Annotated in this window: 23 protein-coding genes; all 23 read left to right on the top strand. The window is 67.7% G+C overall.

The genetic code is table 11. The annotated features are described in order from the left end of the window. Positions 1-125 precede the first annotated feature (125 nt). The 23 genes from nusG to rpsQ all read left to right on the top strand — a co-directional run bounded on the left by nusG (position 126) and on the right by rpsQ (position 23483). Positions 126-947 carry a transcription termination/antitermination protein NusG gene (gene nusG / locus QI554_RS12155; protein ID WP_281469106.1) on the top strand — a complete coding sequence of 274 codons (822 nt, stop codon included), beginning with the start codon at positions 126-128 and terminating at the stop codon, positions 945-947. Between the two features lie 210 nt (positions 948-1157). Then, positions 1158-1589, top strand: a complete 432-nt coding sequence (gene rplK, locus QI554_RS12150; protein WP_235054823.1) for a 50S ribosomal protein L11 — start codon at positions 1158-1160, stop codon at positions 1587-1589. A 111-nt stretch (positions 1590-1700) separates the two neighbouring features. Next, positions 1701-2432: a 50S ribosomal protein L1 gene (gene rplA, locus QI554_RS12145; protein WP_281469103.1), complete on the top strand. Its 732-nt coding sequence runs from the start codon at positions 1701-1703 to the stop codon at positions 2430-2432. 394 nt (positions 2433-2826) lie between these two features. Continuing rightward, entirely contained in the window at positions 2827-3405 is a 579-nt protein-coding gene (rplJ, locus tag QI554_RS12140; RefSeq protein ID WP_281469101.1) for a 50S ribosomal protein L10, read from the top strand. Between the two features lie 99 nt (positions 3406-3504). Beyond that, complete coding sequence (rplL, locus tag QI554_RS12135) at positions 3505-3888, top strand: 50S ribosomal protein L7/L12 (protein ID WP_281469100.1); 384 nt, start codon at positions 3505-3507, stop codon at positions 3886-3888. 713 nt (positions 3889-4601) lie between these two features. Further along, on the top strand, positions 4602-8087 hold the full coding sequence (rpoB, locus tag QI554_RS12130) for a DNA-directed RNA polymerase subunit beta (RefSeq protein ID WP_281469099.1): 3486 nt from the start codon (positions 4602-4604) through the stop codon (positions 8085-8087). A gap of 135 nt (positions 8088-8222) precedes the next feature. Continuing rightward, a complete protein-coding gene (locus QI554_RS12125; protein ID WP_281469097.1) occupies positions 8223-12116 on the top strand; it encodes a DNA-directed RNA polymerase subunit beta' in 3894 nt (1297 codons plus the stop codon). A 163-nt stretch (positions 12117-12279) separates the two neighbouring features. After that, on the top strand, positions 12280-12912 hold the full coding sequence (locus QI554_RS12120) for a DUF1707 and DUF4190 domain-containing protein (protein ID WP_281469095.1): 633 nt from the start codon (positions 12280-12282) through the stop codon (positions 12910-12912). Between the two features lie 470 nt (positions 12913-13382). Next, entirely contained in the window at positions 13383-13757 is a 375-nt protein-coding gene (gene rpsL, locus QI554_RS12115) for a 30S ribosomal protein S12 (protein ID WP_020549242.1), read from the top strand. Continuing rightward, positions 13757-14227: a 30S ribosomal protein S7 gene (gene rpsG / locus QI554_RS12110; RefSeq protein ID WP_231778769.1), complete on the top strand. Its 471-nt coding sequence runs from the start codon at positions 13757-13759 to the stop codon at positions 14225-14227. Before rpsL ends, rpsG begins: the two co-directional genes overlap by 1 nt. Before the next feature lie 39 nt (positions 14228-14266). Then, the gene (fusA, locus tag QI554_RS12105) at positions 14267-16405 is read left to right on the top strand and encodes an elongation factor G (protein ID WP_281469091.1); all 2139 of its coding nucleotides are present in this window, start codon (positions 14267-14269) and stop codon (positions 16403-16405) included. Between the two features lie 117 nt (positions 16406-16522). Beyond that, positions 16523-17716, top strand: a complete 1194-nt coding sequence (gene tuf / locus QI554_RS12100) for an elongation factor Tu (protein WP_281469089.1) — start codon at positions 16523-16525, stop codon at positions 17714-17716. A 458-nt stretch (positions 17717-18174) separates the two neighbouring features. After that, complete coding sequence (rpsJ, locus tag QI554_RS12095; RefSeq protein ID WP_066889903.1) at positions 18175-18483, top strand: 30S ribosomal protein S10; 309 nt, start codon at positions 18175-18177, stop codon at positions 18481-18483. Positions 18484-18496: 13 nt separating this feature from the next. Further along, a complete protein-coding gene (gene rplC, locus QI554_RS12090) occupies positions 18497-19141 on the top strand; it encodes a 50S ribosomal protein L3 (protein ID WP_281469083.1) in 645 nt (214 codons plus the stop codon). 4 nt (positions 19142-19145) lie between these two features. Further along, entirely contained in the window at positions 19146-19829 is a 684-nt protein-coding gene (rplD, locus tag QI554_RS12085) for a 50S ribosomal protein L4 (protein WP_281469081.1), read from the top strand. After that, on the top strand, positions 19826-20152 hold the full coding sequence (gene rplW / locus QI554_RS12080) for a 50S ribosomal protein L23 (protein ID WP_281469079.1): 327 nt from the start codon (positions 19826-19828) through the stop codon (positions 20150-20152). Before rplD ends, rplW begins: the two co-directional genes overlap by 4 nt. Positions 20153-20186: 34 nt before the next feature. Continuing rightward, on the top strand, positions 20187-21023 hold the full coding sequence (rplB, locus tag QI554_RS12075; RefSeq protein WP_281469077.1) for a 50S ribosomal protein L2: 837 nt from the start codon (positions 20187-20189) through the stop codon (positions 21021-21023). 11 nt (positions 21024-21034) lie between these two features. Next, a complete protein-coding gene (rpsS, locus tag QI554_RS12070) occupies positions 21035-21316 on the top strand; it encodes a 30S ribosomal protein S19 (RefSeq protein WP_235054808.1) in 282 nt (93 codons plus the stop codon). Between the two features lie 47 nt (positions 21317-21363). After that, positions 21364-21708 carry a 50S ribosomal protein L22 gene (rplV, locus tag QI554_RS12065; RefSeq protein ID WP_231778761.1) on the top strand — a complete coding sequence of 115 codons (345 nt, stop codon included), beginning with the start codon at positions 21364-21366 and terminating at the stop codon, positions 21706-21708. Beyond that, entirely contained in the window at positions 21708-22544 is an 837-nt protein-coding gene (rpsC, locus tag QI554_RS12060; RefSeq protein WP_281469070.1) for a 30S ribosomal protein S3, read from the top strand. Before rplV ends, rpsC begins: the two co-directional genes overlap by 1 nt. 5 nt (positions 22545-22549) lie before the next feature. Continuing rightward, positions 22550-22969, top strand: a complete 420-nt coding sequence (gene rplP, locus QI554_RS12055; RefSeq protein WP_235054805.1) for a 50S ribosomal protein L16 — start codon at positions 22550-22552, stop codon at positions 22967-22969. Next, the gene (rpmC, locus tag QI554_RS12050; protein ID WP_281469068.1) at positions 22969-23205 is read left to right on the top strand and encodes a 50S ribosomal protein L29; all 237 of its coding nucleotides are present in this window, start codon (positions 22969-22971) and stop codon (positions 23203-23205) included. Before rplP ends, rpmC begins: the two co-directional genes overlap by 1 nt. After that, positions 23202-23483, top strand: a complete 282-nt coding sequence (gene rpsQ / locus QI554_RS12045) for a 30S ribosomal protein S17 (protein WP_269453204.1) — start codon at positions 23202-23204, stop codon at positions 23481-23483. The genes rpmC and rpsQ overlap by 4 nt, the downstream gene beginning before the upstream one ends. Positions 23484-23496 lie beyond the last annotated feature (13 nt).

Here is a 23496-nt window from a genome sequence, read left to right as displayed (position 1 = left end):
GACGGCCGTCCGGCTACTGTGGTGCGTAGGGCACGGCCCTGGGCTCCGCGGTAGCGCGGTGCCCGGAGGCGATGCCGCCGAGCCGGGCCCCCTCGATTGATCCCCACCAGGAAGAAGCAGCCACCGTGTCAGACCCGAACCTGTTCCCCGACGAGGCCGTCGAGGAGACGGGGTCCCTGTCGGAGCAGGCGGAGGACGCCGCCGAGCGCGCCGAGACCGCTGAGCCGGCCGACGCGGACATCCTCGACGAGGGCACCGACGCCGACGCCGAAGAGGCCGTCGACGCGGAAGAGGACGAGGACGAGGCTGCCGAGGACGACGCCGCCGAGCTCGCGGAGGTCGCCCCGGTCGACACCCTTGAGGAGTTCCGCGAGGCGCTGCGCCGCGCCCCGGGCGAGTGGTACGTCATCCACTCGTACGCGGGCTACGAGAACCGGGTGAAGGCCAACCTCGAGTCCCGCACGACCTCCCTCAACATGGAGGAGTACATCTTCCAGGTCGAGGTGCCGATGGAAGAGGTCGTCGAGATCAAGAACAGCCAGCGGAAGACCGTCAAGCGCAACAAGTTCCCCGGCTACGTCCTGGTCCGCATGGACCTGACGAACGAGTCGTGGGGCGCGGTCCGCAACACCCCGGGCGTCACCGGCTTCGTCGGCAACGCCCACGAGCCCTTCCCGCTCACCCTCGACGAGGTCGCCAAGATCCTGGCGCCCGAGGAGGAGCAGGCGGCCGCCGGCGGCGGCACCTCGACGAAGGCGCCCGCCGAGGTCAAGGTCCTCGACTTCGAGGTCGGCGACTCGGTCACGGTCATCGACGGCCCGTTCGCGACGCTCCAGGCGACGATCAACGAGATCAACCCGGACTCGCAGAAGGTCAAGGGCCTGGTGGAGATCTTCGGCCGGGAGACCCCGGTGGAGCTCTCGTTCAACCAGATCCAGAAGAACTAACGGCTTCCGAAGCCCCGGCGGCGAGCCCGCCGGGGACGCGGATTATGGCGCCTTCGCAACGGTGGTTATCGTTGTGGGGGCGCCACGCCGCGTGTGCCACCCCTCAGGGGCGGCGCCGCGTGGCGCACACGTCGCTCGAATCGGTTCCCTGCGGAGCCGTGCGTACCGAGCGGCGACAGGGAAGTACATCTCGTCGAAGGACCCGGAAACATGCCTCCCAAGAAGAAGCTTGCAGCGATCATCAAGCTGCAGATCAAGGCCGGCGCCGCCACCCCGGCCCCGCCGGTCGGTCCGGCGCTGGGCCAGCACGGCGTCAACATCATGGAGTTCTGCAAGGCCTACAACGCGGCGACCGAGTCGCAGCGTGGCGACATCGTGCCGGTGGAGATCTCGGTCTACGAGGACCGCTCCTTCACCTTCGTCACGAAGACGCCGCCGGCCGCGCGCCTGATCCTCAAGGCCGCCGGTGTCGAGAAGGGCTCCGGCGAGCCCCACAAGACCAAGGTCGCCAAGATCACCCGCGACCAGGTCCGCGGCATCGCCGAGACCAAGATGGCGGACCTCAACGCGAACGACCTGGACGCCGCCGAGAAGATCATCGCCGGCACCGCCCGCTCCATGGGCATCACGGTCGAGGGCTGAGACCTCACCCCCCGTCCGTGACCCGCTAGGGCGCGGACCCCGAAATTCCGTGGCAGGGCCGTGCGTCGGCCCGACACCACCACGACTCCTTCCGTACCTTCAGGAGCAGAAGTGACGCAGCACAGCAAGGCCTACCGCGAGGCAGTCGCCCAGGTGGACAAGGAGCGGCTGTACGCGCCGCTCGAGGCCGTCCGCCTGGCCAAGGCCACCTCGAAGACCAAGTTCGACGCGACCGTCGAGGTCGCCCTGCGCCTGGGCGTCGACCCGCGCAAGGCCGACCAGATGGTCCGCAGCACCGTCATCCTCCCGCACGGCACCGGCAAGACCGCCCGGGTCCTGGTCTTCGCGACCGGTGAGCGTGCCGAGGCGGCGAAGGCTGCGGGCGCCGACATCGTCGGCTCCGACGAGCTGATCGACCAGATCCTCAAGGGCCAGCTGCTCAACGAGATCGACTCGGTCGTCGCCACCCCGGACCTGATGGGCAAGGTCGGCCGCCTCGGCCGCGTGCTCGGTCCGCGTGGCCTGATGCCGAACCCGAAGACCGGCACCGTGACCCCGGACGTGGCCAAGGCCGTGAACGAGATCAAGGGCGGCAAGATCGAGTTCCGCGTCGACAAGCACTCGAACCTGCACTTCATCATCGGCAAGACCTCGTTCTCCGACGAGCAGCTGGTGGAGAACTACAGCGCGGCCCTCGACGAGGTCCTGCGTGTGAAGCCGTCCGCCGCCAAGGGCCGGTACGTCAAGAAGGTCGCCTTCACGACGACGATGGGCCCGGGCATCCCGGTCGACCCGAACCGCACCCGCAACCTCCTCGTCGAGGAGGACCCGGCCGCCGTCTGATCACTCTGATCGGACGCTGGACCGGTTGCCGTCAGGCAGCGAACTCCCGTGGCCCGTACGCCCCTTCCGAGGGGCGTACGGGCCGCGTGCGTTTGTCGCCCAACCGATTTGCACCGACGCGCCGTCGTCACGTACCTTGTACCGAAGCCAAAGACCGCCGGTCGTCACTGGTGTGCCCTTCTCGAAGGGTCCCGTGACCGAAGGTTCCGCGAAGCGGGCGACCTGCGCAGGTGTTCGTGAGACGTTCTCCGTCCTCCTCTGGAGGGCAGGTCCGCCCCGTGCGCTTGCGCCGGGGCGTTTTGTTTTGCGGCTCTCCAGCTCCGGCGGTGTCCCAGGCGCCCGGTCGGTCTCACGACCGGCCGAAACGATCGCATCGCGGAAGGAGGCCCGTCCCATGGCGAGGCCCGACAAGGCGGCCGGGGTTGCCGAGATCGCGGACAAGTTCCGCGGCTCGAACGCCACCGTGCTGACCGAGTACCGCGGACTCAGCGTGGCGAAGCTCAAGGAGCTGCGCCGTTCTCTCGCTGGGAACGCAGAGTACGCCGTGGTGAAGAACACGCTGACCAAGATCGCGGCCAACGAGGCGGGCATCACCGAGCTGGACGACCTCCTTGTGGGTCCGTCCGCCGTTGCCTTCGTCACCGGCGACCCGGTCGAGGCTGCCAAGAGCCTGCGTGACTTCGCCAAGGCGAACCCCCTTCTCGTCATCAAGGGCGGTGTCCTCGAGGGCAAGGCCCTCACTGCTGACGAGATCAAGAAGCTCGCGGACCTCGAGTCCCGCGAGGTGCTGCTCGCCAAGCTGGCGGGTGCCATGAAGGCGTCGATGGCCAAGGCCGCCGCGACCTTCCAGGCCCCGCTCACGGAGTTCGTCCGCACCGCGGAGGCGCTCCGGGTCAAGCGCGAGGCCGAGCAGGGCGGTGCCGGCGAGCCGGCTCCCGCCGCCGAGGCCACCGAGGAGGCCGCGGCCGAGTAATTCGGTCCGCAGCACCTCGCGACCACGGTCGCTGGGGGCCCTGCCCCCGCCACACACACCACCCGGCACCTGCCGAACTTATTAGGAAGGACCGCCACCATGGCGAAGCTCAGCAACGACGAGCTCATCGAGGCGTTCAAGGAAATGACCCTCATCGAGCTCTCCGACCTGGTGAAGCTCTTCGAGGAGACCTTCGACGTCAAGGCTGCCGCCCCGGTCGCCGTCGCCGCGGGCCCGGTCGGCCCGGCCGTGACCGAAGAGGCCGAGGAGAAGGACTCGTTCGACGTCATCCTCGAGGGTGCGGGCGACAAGAAGATCCAGGTCATCAAGGAGGTCCGTGCCCTCACGAACCTCGGCCTCAAGGAGGCCAAGGACCTGGTCGACGGCGCCCCGAAGCCGCTGCTCGAGGGTGTCAACAAGGAGGCCGCGGAGAAGGCGAAGGCCGCCCTTGAGGGTGCCGGCGCCACCGTCTCCGTGAAGTAAGTTTCCACGCTTACTGCACACCTGCTTCACACCGTCGGGCGGTCCTCCTCTGGAGGGCCGCCCGACGGCGTTCCCGGGCGCTGTGGAGCCCTCTCACGGCACCATCGCGGATCCCGATGCAGACTCCGGAGTCGACCCGAAAGTCGACCGGAAACGATCTCCGAGAGGCCTGCGACACACCGGAGTCACCGGATCGGATTCACTCTTCCGAGTGATTTCGACGACACTCTCCGGAGGCCTCGCGGGTCCGCGCTCCGCCTCCCGGTGACGCTCCGCACACCCGTGCGGAGGCACCCGCCCGGGTGTCCGTCCGGCCCGGAATCCCGCGGCCGCCGACGCGCCCGACGCCGGCCGCCGGAACTCGCGCGAGGCTGTGACCTGCGCCTGCGTGCAGATTTCGAACGGATTCGCAACGCGCCGACGGTTGTGCGGCGCACTGTCGGTCAGCTGTGCAAGAGTGGTCCTCGCGCCTCGATCGGTCGCCTGCCTCTTGACGAACCCAACGCGGCGCGCAATTCTTCGGACGCGTCCCGAAGAGCACTTGCCGGGTGGCAGAAGCCCCCGAGATGGCGAGCGCCCGTTCCAGGCGCTGGACAGCGGTGTGCCGTGTGGCTACACTGACCCTTTGCGCTGCCTGTTGACCCGTCCGCGGTACTCCCACCGAGGCTGTCCGGCATGCGCACAGTGAGTCCGAGCCCTCGGAAGGACCCCTCTTGGCCGCCTCGCGCAACGCCACGAACGCTATGAACCCCGGCGCCGCCAGTACCGCCCCGCTCCGCATCTCCTTCGCAAAGATCCGCGAGCCTCTTGAGGTACCGAACCTTCTCGCGCTGCAAACCGAGAGCTTCGACTGGCTGCTCGGCAACAGCGTGTGGAAGGCCCGGGTCGAGGACGCGCTCGCGTCGGGAGCTGACGTCCCCACCAAGTCCGGCCTTGAGGAGATCTTCGAGGAGATCTCCCCGATCGAGGACTTCTCCGGGTCGATGTCGCTGACCTTCCGCGACCACCGCTTCGAGCCGCCGAAGAACTCCATCGAGGAGTGCAAGGAGCGCGACTTCACGTACTCCGCGCCGCTCTTCGTGACGGCCGAGTTCACGAACAACGAGACCGGCGAGATCAAGAGCCAGACGGTCTTCATGGGCGACTTCCCGCTCATGACCAACAAGGGCACGTTCATCATCAACGGCACCGAGCGTGTCGTGGTGTCGCAGCTGGTCCGCTCGCCGGGCGTCTACTTCGACAAGCAGATCGACAAGACCTCCGACAAGGACATCTTCAGCGCCAAGGTGATCCCGTCCCGGGGCGCCTGGCTCGAGCTGGAGATCGACAAGCGCGACACCGTCGGCGTCCGTATCGACCGCAAGCGCAAGCAGTCGGTCACGGTGCTGCTCAAGGCGCTCGGCTGGACCGACTCGCAGATCCTCGAGGAGTTCGGCGAGTACGAGTCCATGCGCCAGACCCTGGAGAAGGACCACACCCAGGGCCAGGACGACGCGCTGCTGGACATCTACCGCAAGCTGCGTCCGGGAGAGCCGCCGACCCGTGAGGCCGCGCAGACGCTGCTCGAGAACCTGTACTTCAACCCGAAGCGCTACGACCTGGCCAAGGTCGGTCGCTACAAGATCAACAAGAAGCTCGGCGTCGAGCGTCCGCTGGACGCCGGCACGCTGACCGTCGAAGACGTCATCGCGACGATCAAGTACCTGGTCAAGCTGCACGCGGGCGAGACCGACATGGCCGGTCTGGGCGGTCAGGACCTCGTCGTCGAGGCCGACGACATCGACCACTTCGGCAACCGCCGCCTGCGCAACGTCGGCGAGCTGATCCAGAACCAGGTCCGCACCGGTCTGGCGCGTATGGAGCGCGTCGTCCGCGAGCGCATGACCACGCAGGACGTCGAGGCGATCACGCCGCAGACCCTGATCAACATCCGGCCGGTCGTCGCCTCCATCAAGGAGTTCTTCGGCACCAGCCAGCTGTCGCAGTTCATGGACCAGACGAACCCGCTGTCGGGCCTGACCCACAAGCGCCGTCTGTCCGCGCTCGGCCCCGGCGGTCTGTCCCGTGAGCGGGCCGGCTTCGAGGTCCGCGACGTGCACCCGTCGCACTACGGCCGCATGTGCCCGATCGAGACGCCCGAAGGCCCGAACATCGGTCTGATCGGCTCGCTCGCGTCGTACGGCCGGGTCAACGCGTTCGGCTTCGTCGAGACCCCGTACCGCAAGGTCGTCGAGGGCGTCGTCACCGACGACGTCGACTACCTCACGGCCGACGAAGAGGACCGCTACGTCATCGCCCAGGCGAACGCGCCGCTGAACCCGGACAACACGTTCGCCGAGGCCCGCGCGCTCGTCCGCCGCCGTGGCGGCGAGATCGACTACCTGCCCGGCGACGAGATCGACTACATGGACGTCTCGCCGCGCCAGATGGTGTCGGTCGCGACCGCGATGATCCCGTTCCTCGAGCACGACGACGCGAACCGCGCGCTCATGGGCTCGAACATGATGCGCCAGGCCGTGCCGCTCCTGAAGGCCGAGTCGCCGCTCGTCGGCACCGGCATGGAGTACCGCGCGGCGGTCGACGCGGCGGACGTCATCTCCGCGGAGAAGGACGGCGTCGTCACCGACGTGTCGGCCGACTACGTCACCGTCATGAACGACGACGGCACGTACACGACCTACCGCGTCCACAAGTTCATGCGCTCCAACCAGGGCACGAGCTTCAACCAGAAGGTCATCGTCGAAGAGGGCGCCCGCATCGAGGCCGGCCAGGTGCTGGCCGACGGCCCGTGCACCGAAGACGGCGAGATGGCGCTCGGCAAGAACCTCCTCGTGGCGTTCATGCCGTGGGAGGGCCACAACTACGAGGACGCGATCATCCTGTCGCAGCGCCTCGTGCAGGACGACGTGCTCTCCTCGATCCACATCGAGGAGCACGAGGTCGACGCCCGCGACACCAAGCTGGGCCCCGAGGAGATCACCCGGGACATCCCGAACGTCTCCGAGGAGGTCCTCGCCGACCTCGACGAGCGCGGCATCATCCGCATCGGCGCCGACGTCGTGCCCGGCGACATCCTCGTCGGCAAGGTCACGCCCAAGGGCGAGACCGAGCTGACCCCCGAGGAGCGCCTGCTCCGCGCGATCTTCGGCGAGAAGGCGCGCGAGGTGCGCGACACCTCGCTGAAGGTGCCGCACGGCGAGATGGGCAAGGTCATCGGCGTCCGCGTGTTCGACCGCGAAGCCGGCGACGAGCTGCCCCCGGGCGTCAACCAGCTGGTGCGCGTCTACGTCGCCCAGAAGCGCAAGATCACCGACGGCGACAAGCTCGCCGGCCGGCACGGCAACAAGGGCGTCATCTCGAAGATCCTGCCGGTCGAGGACATGCCGTTCCTGGAGGACGGCACCCCGGTCGACATCATCCTCAACCCGCTCGGTGTCCCGTCCCGCATGAACCCGGGCCAGGTCCTCGAGACGCACCTCGGCTGGGTCGCCAGCCGCGGCTGGCAGGTCGAGGGCGACGACGAGGAGTGGAAGGGCCGCCTGCGCGCCATCGGCGCGGACGCGGCGGACCCCGGCACCAACGTCGCCACCCCGGTCTTCGACGGCGCGCGCGAGGAGGAGATCACCGGTCTGCTCGACTCGACGATCCCGAACCGCGACGGCGTCCGGATGATCGACGGCACCGGCAAGGCGCGGTTGTACGACGGCCGCTCCGGCGAGCCGTTCCCGCACCCGATCTCGGTCGGCTACATGTACATCCTGAAGCTGCACCACCTGGTCGACGACAAGCTGCACGCCCGTTCGACCGGCCCGTACTCGATGATCACGCAGCAGCCGCTGGGTGGTAAGGCGCAGTTCGGTGGCCAGCGCTTCGGTGAGATGGAGGTGTGGGCGCTCGAGGCGTATGGCGCCGCGTACGCCCTCCAGGAGCTCCTGACGATCAAGTCCGACGACGTCCTCGGCCGCGTGAAGGTGTACGAGGCCATCGTCAAGGGCGAGAACATCCCGGAGCCCGGCATCCCCGAGTCCTTCAAGGTGCTCATCAAGGAGATGCAGTCGCTCTGCCTCAACGTCGAGGTGCTGTCCAGCGACGGCATGTCGATCGAGATGCGCGACACCGACGAGGACGTCTTCCGCGCGGCGGAGGAGCTCGGTATCGACCTGTCCCGGCGCGAGCCGAGCAGCGTCGAAGAGGTCTGATGTCCGGCCCGGGACCTGGTGAGAGCCAGGCCCCGGACTCCCGGACCACAGACCTGATGAAGACACCCCCGGGGCGGCGGATCACCCCGTCCGCCGCCGCCGGGACCAAACCCCGAAAGAGGGATTGACGAAACAGTGCTCGACGTCAACTTCTTCGACGAGCTGCGTATCGGCCTCGCCACCGCCGACGACATCCGCACGTGGTCCCACGGCGAGGTCAAGAAGCCGGAGACCATCAACTACCGCACCCTGAAGCCGGAAAAGGACGGGCTCTTCTGCGAGAAGATCTTCGGTCCGACCCGGGACTGGGAGTGCTACTGCGGCAAGTACAAGCGCGTCCGCTTCAAGGGCATCATCTGTGAGCGCTGCGGCGTCGAGGTCACTCGCGCCAAGGTGCGTCGTGAGCGGATGGGCCACATCGAGCTGGCCGCGCCGGTCACCCACATCTGGTACTTCAAGGGCGTCCCGAGCCGACTGGGCTACCTGCTCGACCTGGCTCCCAAGGACCTCGAGAAGGTCATCTACTTCGCGGCGTACATGATCACGTACGTCGACGACGAGCGCCGCCAGCGCGACCTGCCCTCGCTCGAGGCCAAGATCTCGGTCGACCGCCAGCAGATCGAGCAGCGCCGCGACTCGATGGTCGAGGAGCGCCAGAAGAAGCTCGAGGCCGACCTGGCCGAGCTCGAGGCCGAGGGCGCCAAGTCCGACGTGCGCCGCAAGGTGCGTGAGGGCGCCGAGCGCGAGATGAAGCAGCTGCGCGACCGCAACCAGCGCGAGCTCGACCGTCTCGAGGAGGTCTGGACCCGGTTCAAGAACCTGAAGGTCCAGGACCTCGAGGGCGACGAGATCCTGTTCCGCGAGATGCGGGACCGGTTCGGCACCTACTTCCTCGGCTCGATGGGCGCGCAGGCGCTGCAGAAGCGCCTGGAGTCCTTCGACCTCGAGGCCGAGGCCGAGAAGCTCCGCGAGATCATCCGCACCGGCAAGGGCCAGAAGAAGACCCGCGCGCTCAAGCGCCTCAAGGTCGTCTCGGCGTTCCTGCAGACCCGCAACAGCCCGACCGGCATGGTGCTGGACTGCGTCCCGGTCATCCCGCCGGACCTGCGTCCGATGGTGCAGCTGGACGGTGGCCGCTTCGCGACCTCCGACCTGAACGACCTGTACCGCCGCGTCATCAACCGCAACAACCGCCTCAAGCGGCTTCTCGACCTCGGCGCGCCCGAGATCATCGTGAACAACGAGAAGCGCATGCTGCAGGAAGCGGTCGACGCGCTGTTCGACAACGGCCGCCGCGGCCGCCCGGTCACGGGCCCCGGCAACCGTCCGCTCAAGTCGCTGTCCGACATGCTCAAGGGCAAGCAGGGCCGGTTCCGCCAGAACCTGCTCGGCAAGCGCGTCGACTACTCGGGCCGTTCGGTCATCGTCGTCGGCCCGCAGCTCAAGCTGCACCAGTGCGGTCTGCCCAAGCAGATGGCGCTGGAGCTGTTCAAGCCGTTCGTGATGAAGCGCCTGGTCGACCTGAACCACGCGCAGAACATCAAGTCGGCCAAGCGCATGGTCGAGCGCGCCCGCCCCGTGGTGTGGGACGTGCTCGAAGAGGTCATCGCCGAGCACCCGGTTCTCCTGAACCGTGCGCCGACGCTGCACCGCCTCGGCATCCAGGCCTTCGAGCCGCAGCTGGTCGAGGGCAAGGCCATCCAGATCCACCCGCTCGTCTGCACCGCGTTCAACGCGGACTTCGACGGTGACCAGATGGCCGTGCACCTTCCGCTGTCCGCGGAGGCGCAGGCCGAGGCCCGCATCCTGATGCTGTCCTCGAACAACATCCTCAAGCCGGCCGACGGCCGCCCGGTGACCATGCCCACCCAGGACATGGTGCTCGGCCTGTTCTTCCTGACCTCGGAGCGCGAGGGCATGAAGGGCGTCGGCCGCCAGTTCTCGTCGGTCGCCGAGGGCATCATGGCCTTCGACGCCCGCGAGCTGGACCTGCAGGCGAAGGTCGACCTGCGCCTGCCGGCCGGCACGGTTCCGCCGCGCGGCTGGGTCGCGCCGGACCCGGGCCCCGAGGGTGTCGCGTGGGAGCCGGGCCAGCCGCTGCGCCTGAACACCACACTGGGCCGCGCGCTGTTCAACGAGCTCCTGCCGCTGGACTACCCGTTCATCGACACCGAGGTCGGCAAGAAGCAGCTGTCCACGATCGTCAACGACCTCGCGGAGCGCTACCCCAAGGTCGAGGTCGCGGCGACGCTGGACAACCTCAAGGCCGCGGGCTTCCACTGGGCCACCCGTTCCGGTGTCACGGTGTCCATCTCGGACGTCGTCGTGCCGCCGAACAAGGCGCAGATCCTCGAGGGCTACGAGGCGCAGGCCGACAAGATCCAGAAGCAGTACGAGCGCGGTCTGATCACCAAGGACGAGCGCGCGCAGGAGCAGGTGCAGATCTGGACCAAGGCGACCAATGAGGTTGCCGAGGCGATGGTCCAGAACTTCCCGAAGACGAACCCCATCTTCATGATGGTCGACTCGGGCGCCCGCGGAAACATGATGCAGATGCGTCAGATCGCCGGTATGCGTGGTCTGGTGTCGAACGCGAAGAACGAGACCATCCCGCGGCCCATCAAGGCGTCGTTCCGTGAGGGTCTCTCCGTGCTGGAGTACTTCATCTCCACGCACGGTGCCCGTAAGGGTCTCGCGGACACCGCGCTGCGTACCGCCGACTCGGGTTACCTGACCCGTCGTCTGGTGGACGTGTCGCAGGACGTGATCATCCGCGAGGAGGACTGCGGCACCGACCGCGGCCTCGCGCTGGCGATCGCCACTCGCGGCGCGGACGGTGTCCTGCGCAAGGCCGGCGACGTCGAGACCAGCGTGTACGCGCGCAGCCTCGCCGAGGACGTCACGGTCGACGGCAAGGTCATCGCCCCCGCGGGCGTGGACCTGGGCGACGTCATCATCAACCAGCTCGTCGCCAACGGCGTCGAGACGGTGAAGACCCGCTCGGTCCTGACCTGCGAGTCCAAGGTCGGCACCTGCGCCATGTGCTACGGCCGTTCGCTGGCGACCGGCAAGCTCGTCGACATCGGCGAGGCGGTCGGCATCATCGCGGCCCAGTCGATCGGTGAGCCCGGCACCCAGCTGACGATGCGTACCTTCCACACCGGTGGTGTGGCGGGTGACGACATCACGCAGGGTCTGCCGCGTGTCGTCGAGCTCTTCGAGGCCCGTACCCCCAAGGGTGTGGCCCCGATCAGCGAGGCGGCCGGCCGGGTCCGCATCGAGGACACCGACAAGACCCGCAAGGTCGTCATCGTCCCCGACGACGGCTCGGAGGAGCTGGCGTACGCGGTCTCCAAGCGCGCCAAGCTGCTCGTGGAGGAGGGCACGCACATCGGCGTCGGCGAGCCGATGACGCTGGGTGCGGTCAACCCGCACGACGTGCTGCGCATCCTCGGCCAGCGCGCGGTCCAGGTCCACCTGGTCGCCGAAGTGCAGAAGGTGTACAACTCGCAGGGCGTGTCGATCCACGACAAGCACATCGAGATCATCATCCGGCAGATGCTGCGCCGCGTGACGATCATCGAGTCGGGCGACGCCGAGCTGCTCCCGGGCGAGCTGGTCGAGCGCGGCCGGTTCGAGACCGAGAACCGCCGCGTGATGTCCGAGGGCGGTTCGCCGGCCTCCGGCCGTCCGCAGCTGATGGGTATCACCAAGGCGTCGCTGGCCACCGAGTCGTGGCTGTCGGCGGCCTCCTTCCAGGAGACGACCCGGGTGCTCACCGACGCGGCGATCCACGCCAAGTCGGACCCGCTGCTCGGCCTGAAGGAGAACGTGATCATCGGCAAGCTGATCCCGGCCGGTACGGGCATGCCCCGCTACCGCAACATCCGGGTGGAGCCGACCGAAGAGGCGAAGGCCGCGATGTACTCGATGTCCGGGTACGACGAGGCCGACTACTCCGCCTTCGGCACCGGCTCGGGCCAGGCCGTTCCGCTGGAGGAGTACGACTTCGGCGGGTACCAGGGCTGATCCCGGGTCACCCAGGGCACGACGTCAGGGCCGTCACCACATCCGTGGTGGCGGCCCTGCCGCGTACCCGGGGGCGGTGAGTGGCGGGAATGAGTAGAAGTACGGGCGGCGGCAGGCCGGTTCGCGGGGCACCATGGGAGGGACGCGGAGCACAGGGGGCGTGATGAGCGACGGCTGGGGCGGCACGGTGCCCGACGACATGCGGTGTGCCTCGGCGGACCGGGACCGCTGTGCGGACGTGCTGAAGGCGGGCTGGGCCGAGGGCCGGCTGACCGACGCGGAGTACCACGAGCGGCTCGAACTGGCGTTGAAGGCGCGTACCTACGGGGATCTGCGCGCGCTGGTGCGGGACCTGCCGACCGGGCCGACGCCGACGGCCCCCGCGCCGCAGCCGCCGCCGCAGGCGCAGCCGCCGGCTCCGTACGTGAACCCGTACGCGGGCCCGTACGGGCCCAGGGCGTACAACCCGTACGCGGCGCCGCCGGTGTGGGGCTACCCGCACCTGGTCCCGGCCCGGCCGCCGGCGAAGACGAACCCGCTCGCGGTGGTGTCGCTGCTGACCGCGATCCTGACCATCGGGCCGGGCTGGATCTACACGCAGACGGTGCTGTACCCGCACGGCAACCCGTTCCCGATCGTGTTCGGCCTGATCGCGGTCCTCACCGGCGCGCTCGCGCTGCGCCAGAACCGTCAGCGCCCGTATCCGGAGAACGGCGGCAGCGCACAGGCCGCGGCCGGCGTCGTGATCGGCTCGCTGGAGTCCTTCTTCGGACTGATCCACCTGCTCGGCGGCTGACCGCACGGGGTTTGGAGCGCGCTGTCAGGGGCACCCGAATAGCGTCCGTTGCTCCGTCCGGGTAGCGTGGCCGAAGAATCGGATGTACCGCGACGGCGACCGGTAAAACCGGTGGTCAGGGCACGCTTCGGCGTGCGAATCCATGGTGGCGTCCCGGGGCCTGGCTTTCGCTTTGACCTCGGCTCGTGTGGTAGGTACTCTCTTTCCTTGTGCCTGGGGTGTCCCCGGGTTCTTGCGCCTGCTCTCACCGCCATCCGGTTCGGATCGGTCTTTGAGAGGGTGCAGGAGACCGAAACACATACCTCCCGATGCCGGAACACGCCGTAGAGCGGGCGACACGCCCGACCGCGGGGGCCGGATTAGCGAGGTAGGCGATGGCCCAACACCCAGGGATTCGAGGCCATCCAGCAGCACATTGAAGATGCAGTCGTAGTACAAGACCGCTTTGGCACGAAGAAGACGGAGATGCGGTGCCCACGATCCAGCAGCTGGTCCGAAAGGGCCGCCAGGACAAGGTCGACAAGGCCAAGACTCCTGCGCTCAAGGGGAGCCCGCAGCGTCGCGGCGTGTGCACCCGTGTTTACACGACGACCCCGAAGAAGCCGAACTCGGCGCTTCGCAAGGTCGCGCGTGTTCGCCTGACGAGTGGCATCGAGGTCACGGCGTACATCCCCGGTGAGGGTCACAACCTGCAGGAGCACTCGATCGTGCTCGTCCGCGGTGGCCGTGTGAAGGACCTCCCGGGTGTCCGCTACAAGATCATCCGTGGCTCGCTTGACACCCAGGGTGTCAAGAACCGCAAGCAGGCGCGCAGCCGCTACGGCGCGAAGAAGGAGAAGAGCTAATGCCTCGCAAGGGCCCGGCCCCGAAGCGACCGGTCATCATCGACCCGGTCTACAACTCGCCGCTTGTCACCTCGCTGGTGAACAAGGTCCTGCTGAACGGCAAGCGCTCCACCGCCGAGCGGATCGTGTACGGCGCCCTCGAGGGCTGCCGTGAGAAGACCGGCACCGACCCGGTCATCACGCTGAAGCGCGCGCTCGAGAACGTGAAGCCGACCCTCGAGGTCCGCAGCCGCCGTGTCGGTGGCGCGACCTACCAGGTCCCGGTCGAGGTCCGCCCCGGCCGCTCCACGACGCTCGCGCTGCGCTGGCTCGTCGGCTACTCGCGCGCCCGCCGCGAGAAGACCATGACCGAGCGCCTGATGAACGAGCTGCTCGACGCCAGCAACGGCCTCGGCGCTTCCGTCAAGAAGCGCGAGGACACCCACAAGATGGCCGAGTCCAACAAGGCCTTCGCGCACTACCGCTGGTAGTCGTCCCCCCGTCGAACGAGATACGAGAGAGAAAGCCACATGGCTACCACTGCTCTTGACCTGGCCAAGGTCCGCAACATCGGGATCATGGCTCACATCGACGCGGGCAAGACCACGACGACTGAGCGGATCCTGTTCTACACCGGTGTGAACTACAAGATCGGCGAGGTCCACGAGGGCGCCGCCACGATGGACTGGATGGAGCAGGAGCAGGAGCGTGGCATCACGATCACGTCCGCTGCGACCACCTGCCACTGGTCCCTCGAGGGTGTAGAGAACACCATCAACATCATCGACACCCCGGGCCACGTGGACTTCACGGTCGAGGTGGAGCGTTCGCTCCGCGTCCTCGACGGTGCGGTCACCGTGTTCGACGGTGTCGCGGGTGTCGAGCCGCAGTCCGAGACGGTGTGGCGTCAGGCCGACCGTTACGGCGTGCCGCGCATCTGCTTCGTGAACAAGCTGGACCGCACCGGCGCGGAGTTCTTCCGCTGTGTCGACATGATCGTCGACCGCCTGGGCGCGACCCCGCTGGTCATGCAGGTGCCGATCGGTGCCGAGATGGACTTCCAGGGCGTCGTGGACCTCGTCCGCATGAAGGCCCTGGTGTGGTCCGCCGAGGCGGCGAAGGGCGAGATGTACGACGTCGTCGACATCCCGGCCTCGCACACCGAGATCGCGCAGACCTGGCGCGAGAAGCTCGTGGAGACCATCTCCGAGAACGACGAGCAGATGATGGAGATGTTCCTGGAGGGCACCGAGCCCACCGAGGAGCAGCTGTACGCGGCGATCCGCCGCGCCACCATCGCGTCGACCAGCCCGGAGAAGGCCGGCGAGGCCACCTTCACCCCGGTGTTCTGCGGCACCGCGTTCAAGAACAAGGGCGTCCAGCCCCTGCTCGACGCGGTCGTGCGCTACCTGCCGTCGCCGCTCGACCGTGAGGTCATCGAGGGCCACAAGGTCGGCGACGAGGCCACGGTCATCGAGCGCAAGCCGGCGGACAGCGAGCCGTTCGCGGGCCTCGCGTTCAAGATCATGAGCGACCCGCACCTCGGCAAGCTCACCTTCGTCCGGGTGTACTCGGGCCGCATGGAGTCGGGCTCTGCTGTGCTCAACTCCGTGAAGGGCAAGAAGGAGCGCATCGGCAAGATCTACCGCATGCACGCGAACAAGCGTGAGGAGATCCCGAGCGTGGGCGCCGGCGACATCGTCGCCGTCATGGGCCTCAAGGACACCACCACGGGCGAGACGCTGTCCGACGCGTCGAACCCGGTGATCCTCGAGTCGATGACCTTCCCGGCCCCGGTCATCCAGGTCGCCATCGAGCCCAAGTCGAAGGGCGACCAGGAGAAGCTCGGCGTCGCCATCCAGCGGCTCGCCGAAGAAGACCCGTCGTTCCAGGTGCACACCGACGACGAGACCGGCCAGACCATCATCGGCGGCATGGGCGAACTGCACCTCGAGGTGCTGGTCGACCGCATGAAGCGCGAGTTCAAGGTCGAGGCCAACGTCGGTAAGCCGCAGGTGGCCTACCGCGAGACGATCCGCCAGGCTGTCGAGCGCGTGGACTACACGCACAAGAAGCAGACCGGTGGCTCGGGTCAGTTCGCCAAGGTGCAGATCGGCATCGAGCCGCTCGACGCCGGCGGCGACGACAACTACGAGTTCGTCAACAAGGTCACCGGTGGCCGCATCCCCCGGGAGTACATCCCGTCGGTGGACGCCGGCTGCCAGGAGGCCATGGAGTTCGGCGTCCTCGCCGGCTACCCGCTGGTGGGCGTGCGCGTCTACCTGCTCGACGGTGCCGCGCACGACGTCGACTCCTCGGAGCTCGCCTTCAAGATCGCCGGCTCGATGGCGTTCAAGGAAGCGGCCCGCAAGGCGAGCCCGGCGATTCTTGAACCGATGATGGCCGTCGAGGTCATCACGCCCGAGGACTACATGGGCGATGTCATCGGCGACCTCAACTCGCGTCGTGGCCAGATCCAGGCCATGGACGAGCGCAGTGGTGCCCGTGTCGTGAAGGCGCTGGTCCCGCTGTCGGAGATGTTCGGCTACGTCGGCGACCTCCGGAGCAAGACCTCGGGTCGGGCCAGCTACAGCATGCAGTTCGACTCGTACGCCGAGGTTCCCCGGAACGTGGCGGACGAGATCATTGCCAAGGTTCGCGGCGAGTAATCAGCTCACCGGGAACCAGGGGGCCCGGGATTCGTCAGGATCCCGGGCCGTCGGCCCGCCCCATCTGACCACCCCGACGTCGTACGGCGTAAAGAACGAGTCCACAGGAGGACCCCAGTGGCGAAGGCGAAGTTCGAGCGGACTAAGCCGCACGTCAACATCGGCACCATCGGTCACATCGACCACGGTAAGACGACCCTTACCGCGGCGATCACCAAGGTGCTGCACGACGCATTCCCGGACCTGAACCCCTTCACGCCGTTCGACCAGATCGACAAGGCGCCGGAGGAGCGTCAGCGCGGTATCACGATCTCGATCGCGCACGTGGAGTACCAGACGGAGAACCGTCACTACGCCCACGTTGACTGCCCGGGTCACGCTGACTACATCAAGAACATGATCACGGGTGCCGCCCAGATGGACGGCGCCATCCTCGTGGTCGCCGCCACCGACGGCCCGATGCCGCAGACCAAGGAGCACGTGCTCCTGGCCCGCCAGGTCGGCGTTCCGTACATCGTCGTCGCCCTGAACAAGGCCGACATGGTGGACGACGAGGAGATCCTGGAGCTCGTCGAGCTCGAGGTCCGTGAGCTGCTCTCCGAGTACGAGTTCCCGGGCGACGACCTGCCGGTCGTGCGCGTCTCGGCGCTGAAGGCGCTCGAGGGCGACGCCGAGTGGGGCGCCAAGCTCCTCGAGCTCATGGCCGCCGTCGACGAGGCGATCCCGACCCCCGAGCGTGACGTCGACAAGCCGTTCCTCATGCCCGTCGAGGACGTCTTCACGATCACCGGTCGTGGCACGGTCGTCACCGGCCGCATCGAGCGTGGCGTCGTCAAGGTCAACGAGACTGTCGACATCGTCGGCATCAAGGAGACCAAGACCACCACCACGGTCACCGGCATCGAGATGTTCCGCAAGCTGCTCGACGAGGGCCAGGCGGGCGAGAACGTCGGTCTGCTCCTCCGCGGCATCAAGCGCGAGGACGTCGAGCGCGGCCAGGTCATCATCAAGCCGGGTTCGGTCACGCCGCACACCGAGTTCGAGGCGCAGGTCTACATCCTGTCCAAGGACGAGGGTGGCCGCCACACGCCGTTCTTCAACAACTACCGTCCGCAGTTCTACTTCCGGACGACGGACGTGACCGGCGTGGTGACCCTCCCCGAGGGCACCGAGATGGTCATGCCGGGTGACAACACCGGCATGAACGTCGCCCTGATCCAGCCGATCGCCATGGAGGAGGGCCTGCGCTTCGCTATCCGCGAGGGCGGCCGCACCGTTGGCGCCGGCCAGGTCGTCAAGATCCTCAAGTGATCAACGTCCCGCCCGCCGACCCACTCGGGTCGGCGGGCGGGGCCTTGTTCAGGTTGAGATTCCACCCCCGTATGGCGGGGTGTTAAACCTCGATTGGCCAAGGCAGTACCTGGTACTGCATACTGGTCGAGTTGCCTGTTCGGCCAAGGGATTTTTGTGTGCACCTGTAGGTGCGCAAAATCCTGGCTCAGGCAGCAGAGGATTTGCCTCCCCCGCCGCCCACCGCAGTTAGTGCGCGTGGACAGCCTGGTGGTCGCATCGATGTCCGGTCGCTTGCCGCAGCGACAAGGACAGTGCGATCCGCTATTCGGCGCCCAGAGCCCCTCCTAGGGGGTTTTCAAGGGTGCCTTGTGAGTAGCAGGGCGACACGCCCGACCGCGGGGGTCGGTCGTAAGACTTCAGTCCCGCGTCAGCGGGGGTGATCCGCAGCGGTACGAGAGAAGGAATTCGAAGCAGCCATGGCGGGACAGAAGATCCGCATCCGGCTCAAGGCCTACGACCACGAGGTCATCGACAGCTCGGCGCGCAAGATCGTCGAGACGGTGACCCGGACGGGTGCGCAGGTCGCGGGCCCGGTGCCGCTGCCGACCGAGAAGAACGTGTACTGCGTCATCCGCTCGCCGCACAAGTACAAGGACTCGCGCGAGCACTTCGAGATGCGCACTCACAAGCGGCTCATCGACATCCTCGACCCCACGCCGAAGACGGTTGACTCGCTCATGCGTCTCGACCTGCCGGCGGGCGTCGACATCGAGATCAAGCTCTGAGGACGCACCGACGATGACGAAGCAGATGAAGGGCATTCTGGGCACCAAGCTCGGCATGACCCAGGTCTGGGACGAGAACAACCGCGTCGTTCCGGTGACCGTCGTCCAGGCCGGGCCGTGCGTCGTGACCCAGATCCGTACCTCCGAGACCGACGGCTACGAGGCCGTCCAGATCGCGTACGGACAGATCGACCCGCGCAAGGTCAACAAGCCGCTGGCCGGGCACTTCGCCAAGGCCGACGTGACGCCCCGCCGCCACCTGGTGGAGCTCCGCACCTCCGACGCCGCCGAGTACTCGCTGGCCCAGGAGATCACCGCGGACGTGTTCGAGGCCGGCCAGAAGGTCGACGTCGCGGGCACCAGCAAGGGCAAGGGCACCGCGGGTGTCATGAAGCGTCACGGCTTCAAGGGCCTCGGCGCCTCGCACGGTACGCAGCGCAAGCACCGCTCGCCCGGCTCCATCGGTGGCTGCGCCACCCCGGGCCGCGTGTTCAAGGGTGTGCGCATGGCGGGCCGCATGGGCAACGTGCGCGTGTCCACTCAGAACCTGACCGTCCACGCTGTCGACGCCGACAAGGGCCTCATCCTGATCAAGGGTGCGATCCCCGGTCCGAACGGCGGCCTCGTCCTGGTCCGCACCGCGGCCAAGGGGGCGTGAATTCATGACCAGCATTGACGTTCTCTCGCCGGCCGGCGAGAAGACCGGGACCGTCGACCTCCCCGAGGAGATCTTCGGCGTCCAGGTCAGCATCCCGACGATCCACCAGGTCGTCGTGGCCCAGCTGGCCGCCGCCCGCCAGGGCACGCACAAGACGAAGACCCGTGGCGAGGTCCGTGGTGGCGGCAAGAAGCCGTACCGCCAGAAGGGCACCGGCCGCGCCCGTCAGGGCTCGACCCGCGCGCCGCAGTTCGCCGGTGGTGGCGTCGTCCACGGCCCCGTGCCGCGTGACTACTCGCAGCGGACCCCGAAGAAGATGAAGGCCGCCGCGCTCCGCGGTGCCCTCACCGACCGGGCCACCCACTCGCGCATCCACTGCGTGTCCGCCCTGGTCGACGGCGACCCGTCGACGAAGGCCGCCCGCACCCTGATCGGCAAGATCAGCGAGCGCAAGCACGTGCTCCTGGTCGTCGAGAAGGACGACACCGCCGCTTGGCTCAGCGCGCGCAACCTCCCGCAGGTGCACGTGCTCGACCCCGGGCAGCTGAACACCTACGACGTGCTCGTCTCCGACGACGTGGTCTTCACCAAGGCCGCTCTGGAGCGGTTCATCGCCGGCTCGCCCAAGGGCAAGACCGCGACCGCCGTTGCCACCTCGAGCGAGCTCGAAGGGAGCGACGAGGCGTGAGCGAGACGACCCAGGTCACCAGCAAGACCTACACCGACCCGCGTGACGTGCTGCTGAAGCCCGTGATCTCGGAGAAGTCCTACGGCCTTCTCGACGAGAACAAGTACACGTTCCTCGTCCACCCGGACGCGAACAAGACCCAGATCAAGCAGGCCGTCGCGGCGGTCTTCGGGGTCAAGGTCAAGGACGTGAACACCATCAACCGGCAGGGGAAGCGCAAGCGCTCCAAGACCGGTTTCGGCAAGCGCAAGGACACGAAGCGAGCGATCGTCACCCTGGCTGAGGGCGAGCGGATCGACATCTTCGGTGGACCCGTCGGCTGACGGCCGCTGATACGGACGAGGACTAAGAGAAGCCATGGGCATCCGCAAGTACAAGCCGACGACTCCGGGCCGTCGTGGCGCCAGCGTCGCCGACTTCGTCGAGATCACGCGGTCCACGCCGGAGAAGTCGCTGGTCCGCCCGCTGCACAGCAAGGGTGGTCGTAACAACCACGGTCGCGTGACGACCCGCCACCAGGGTGGCGGTCACAAGCGCGCGTACCGCGTCATCGACTTCCGTCGTAACGACAAGGACGGCGTGCCGGCCAAGGTCGCTCACATCGAGTACGACCCCAACCGCACCGCGCGCATCGCTCTTCTGCACTACGCGGACGGCGAGAAGCGCTACATCCTGGCCCCGAACAAGCTGCGCCAGGGCGACCGGATTGAGAACGGCCCCGCGGCCGACATCAAGCCCGGCAACAACCTGCAGCTCCGCAACATCCCGGTCGGTACGGTCGTTCACGCGATCGAGCTCCGTCCGGGCGGCGGCGCCAAGCTGGCCCGCTCCGCGGGCGCGAGCATCCAGCTGCTGGCGAAGGAAGGCGCGTTCGCGACCCTCCGTATGCCGTCGGGTGAGATCCGCCTGGTCGACGTCCGCTGCCGCGCCACCATCGGCGAGGTCGGCAACGCCGAGCAGTCGAACATCAACTGGGGCAAGGCCGGCCGCATGCGTTGGAAGGGCAAGCGCCCGACCGTTCGTGGTGTGGCGATGAACCCGATCGACCACCCGCACGGTGGTGGTGAGGGCAAGACCTCCGGTGGTCGCCACCCGGTGTCGCCGTGGGGCCAGAAGGAAGGTCGCACCCGCCGGCCCAAGAAGGCCAGCGACAAGCTGATCATCCGCCGCCGCAAGACGAACAAGAAGCGCTAGGAGCAGGTCTGATGCCGCGCAGTCTGAAGAAGGGACCCTTCGTCGACGGCCACCTCATCAAGAAGGTGGACGTGCAGAACGAAAAGGGAACCAAGAACGTCATCAAGACCTGGTCCCGCCGTTCGATGATCGTTCCGGCGATGCTGGGACACACCATCGCGGTGCACGACGGCCGTAAGCACGTCCCGGTGTTCGTCACCGAGGCGATGGTCGGCCACAAGCTCGGCGAGTTCGCCCCGACCCGGACCTTCCGTGGCCACGAGAAGGACGACCGCAAGTCGCGTCGTCGCTGACCGGCGAGCTACAAGGAAACCGAACTGAGATGAACAAGGGGACTTCAATGGAAGCCAGGGCCCAGGCGCGGTACATCCGCGTCACGCCCATGAAGGCTCGCCGGGTTGTCGACCTGATCCGTGGCGTCGACGCCGCCGAGGCGCAGGCGATCCTGCGCTTCGCGCAGCAGGCCGCGAGCGAGCCGGTCGGCAAGGTGCTGGACAGCGCCATCGCCAACGCCGGGCACAACCACAACCTCGACACGAACAACCTGTACGTGTCCGAGGCCTACGTGGACGAGGGGCCGACCCTCAAGCGGTTCCGGCCGCGTGCCCAGGGCCGCGCGTACCGCATCCGCAAGCGCACCAGCCACATCACCGTGGTTGTCGCCGAGAAGGAGAGGACCCGCTAGTGGGCCAGAAGGTTAACCCGCACGGGTTCCGCCTCGGTATCACCACGGACTTCAAGTCGCGCTGGTACGCCGACAAGCTGTACAAGGACTACGTCAAGGAAGACGTCGCCATCCGCCGGATGATGACGACGGGCATGGAGCGGGCCGGCATCTCCAAGGTGGAGATCGAGCGCACCCGTGACCGCGTCCGCGTCGACATCCACACCGCCCGGCCGGGCATCGTCATCGGCCGCCGCGGCGCGGAGGCCGACAAGATCCGCGGCAACCTCGAGAAGCTGACCGGCAAGCAGGTCCAGCTGAACATCCTCGAGGTCAAGAACCCCGAGGTCGACGCGCAGCTCGTCGCGCAGGGCGTGGCCGAGCAGCTGTCGTCGCGTGTCTCCTTCCGCCGCGCGATGCGCAAGGCGATGCAGACCGCGATGAAGTCGGGTGCCAAGGGCATCAAGATCCAGTGCGGTGGCCGTCTCGGCGGCGCGGAGATGTCGCGCTCCGAGTTCTACCGCGAGGGTCGTGTGCCGCTGCACACGCTCCGCGCCAACGTCGAGTACGGCTTCTTCGAGGCCCGCACGACGTTCGGCCGCATCGGCGTCAAGGTGTGGATCTACAAGGGCGACGTGAAGAACATCGCCGAGGTCCGTGCCGAGAACGCCGCGGCGCGTGCGGGCAACCGCCCGTCGCGTGGCCCCGGCGGCGACCGCCCCCGTGGCGGTGGCCGTGGTGGCGAGCGCGGCGGTCGCGGCGGTGCCCGCGGCGGTCGCCCGCAGAACGAGGCGCCTGCCGCCGAGTCCGCTGACTCGCCGGCTCCCGCGCCCGCTGAATCCGGAACGGAGGCCTGACCCCGATGCTGATCCCCCGTAGGGTCAAGCACCGCAAGCAGCACCACCCCAAGCGTGGTGGTCGCGCCAAGGGCGGTACCGAGCTCGCGTTCGGCGAGTACGGCATCCAGGCCCTGGGCCAGGCGTACGTGACCAACCGGCAGATCGAGTCCGCCCGTATCGCCATCACGCGGCACATCCGCCGTGGCGGCAAGGTGTGGATCAACATTTACCCGGACCGTCCGCTGACCAAGAAGCCGGCCGAGACCCGCATGGGTTCCGGTAAGGGCTCGCCCGAGTGGTGGGTCGCGAACGTCAAGCCCGGTCGGGTGATGTTCGAACTGTCGTACCCGAACGAGAAGGTGGCTCGCGAGGCGCTTCTGCGCGCCACGCACAAGCTGCCGATGAAGTGCCGGATTGTCCGGCGCGAGGCAGGTGAGGCGTGATGGCGGCCGGGACCAAGGCGTCCGAGCTGCGCGACCTGGCGGACGAGGAGCTCGTCGCCAAGCTGCGTGAGGCCAAGGAGGAGCTGTTCAACCTCCGTTTCCAGGCGGCGACCGGGCAGCTCGAGAACCACGGGCGGCTCAAGGCGGTCCGCAAGGACATCGCCCGCATCTACACGCTGATGCGCGAGCGCGAGCTCGGGATCGTCAGCGTGGAGGAGACCGGAGGCGCGGCGTGAGCGAGAAGACTGAGATGACTGAGACGACCCGGGGATTCCGCAAGACCCGTGAGGGCCTCGTCGTCAGCGACAAGATGGACAAGACCGTCGTCGTCGCTGTCGAGGACCGCGTGAAGCACCCGCTCTACGGCAAGGTCATCCGCCGCACGAGCAAGCTGAAGGCTCACGACGAGCAGAACGCCTGCGGCGTCGGCGACCGCGTCCTCCTCATGGAGACCCGGCCGCTGTCCGCCAGCAAGCGGTGGCGCATCGTCGAGATCCTCGAAAAGGCCAAGTAGCGAGCGCCGGGCA

The organism is Yinghuangia seranimata (assembly GCF_029953285.1).
GTDB classification, from domain to species: Bacteria; Actinomycetota; Actinomycetes; order Streptomycetales; family Streptomycetaceae; genus Yinghuangia; species Yinghuangia seranimata.
Note: the sequence above shows the minus strand (reverse complement) of the source record. Positions and strands in the feature narration are given on the sequence as shown.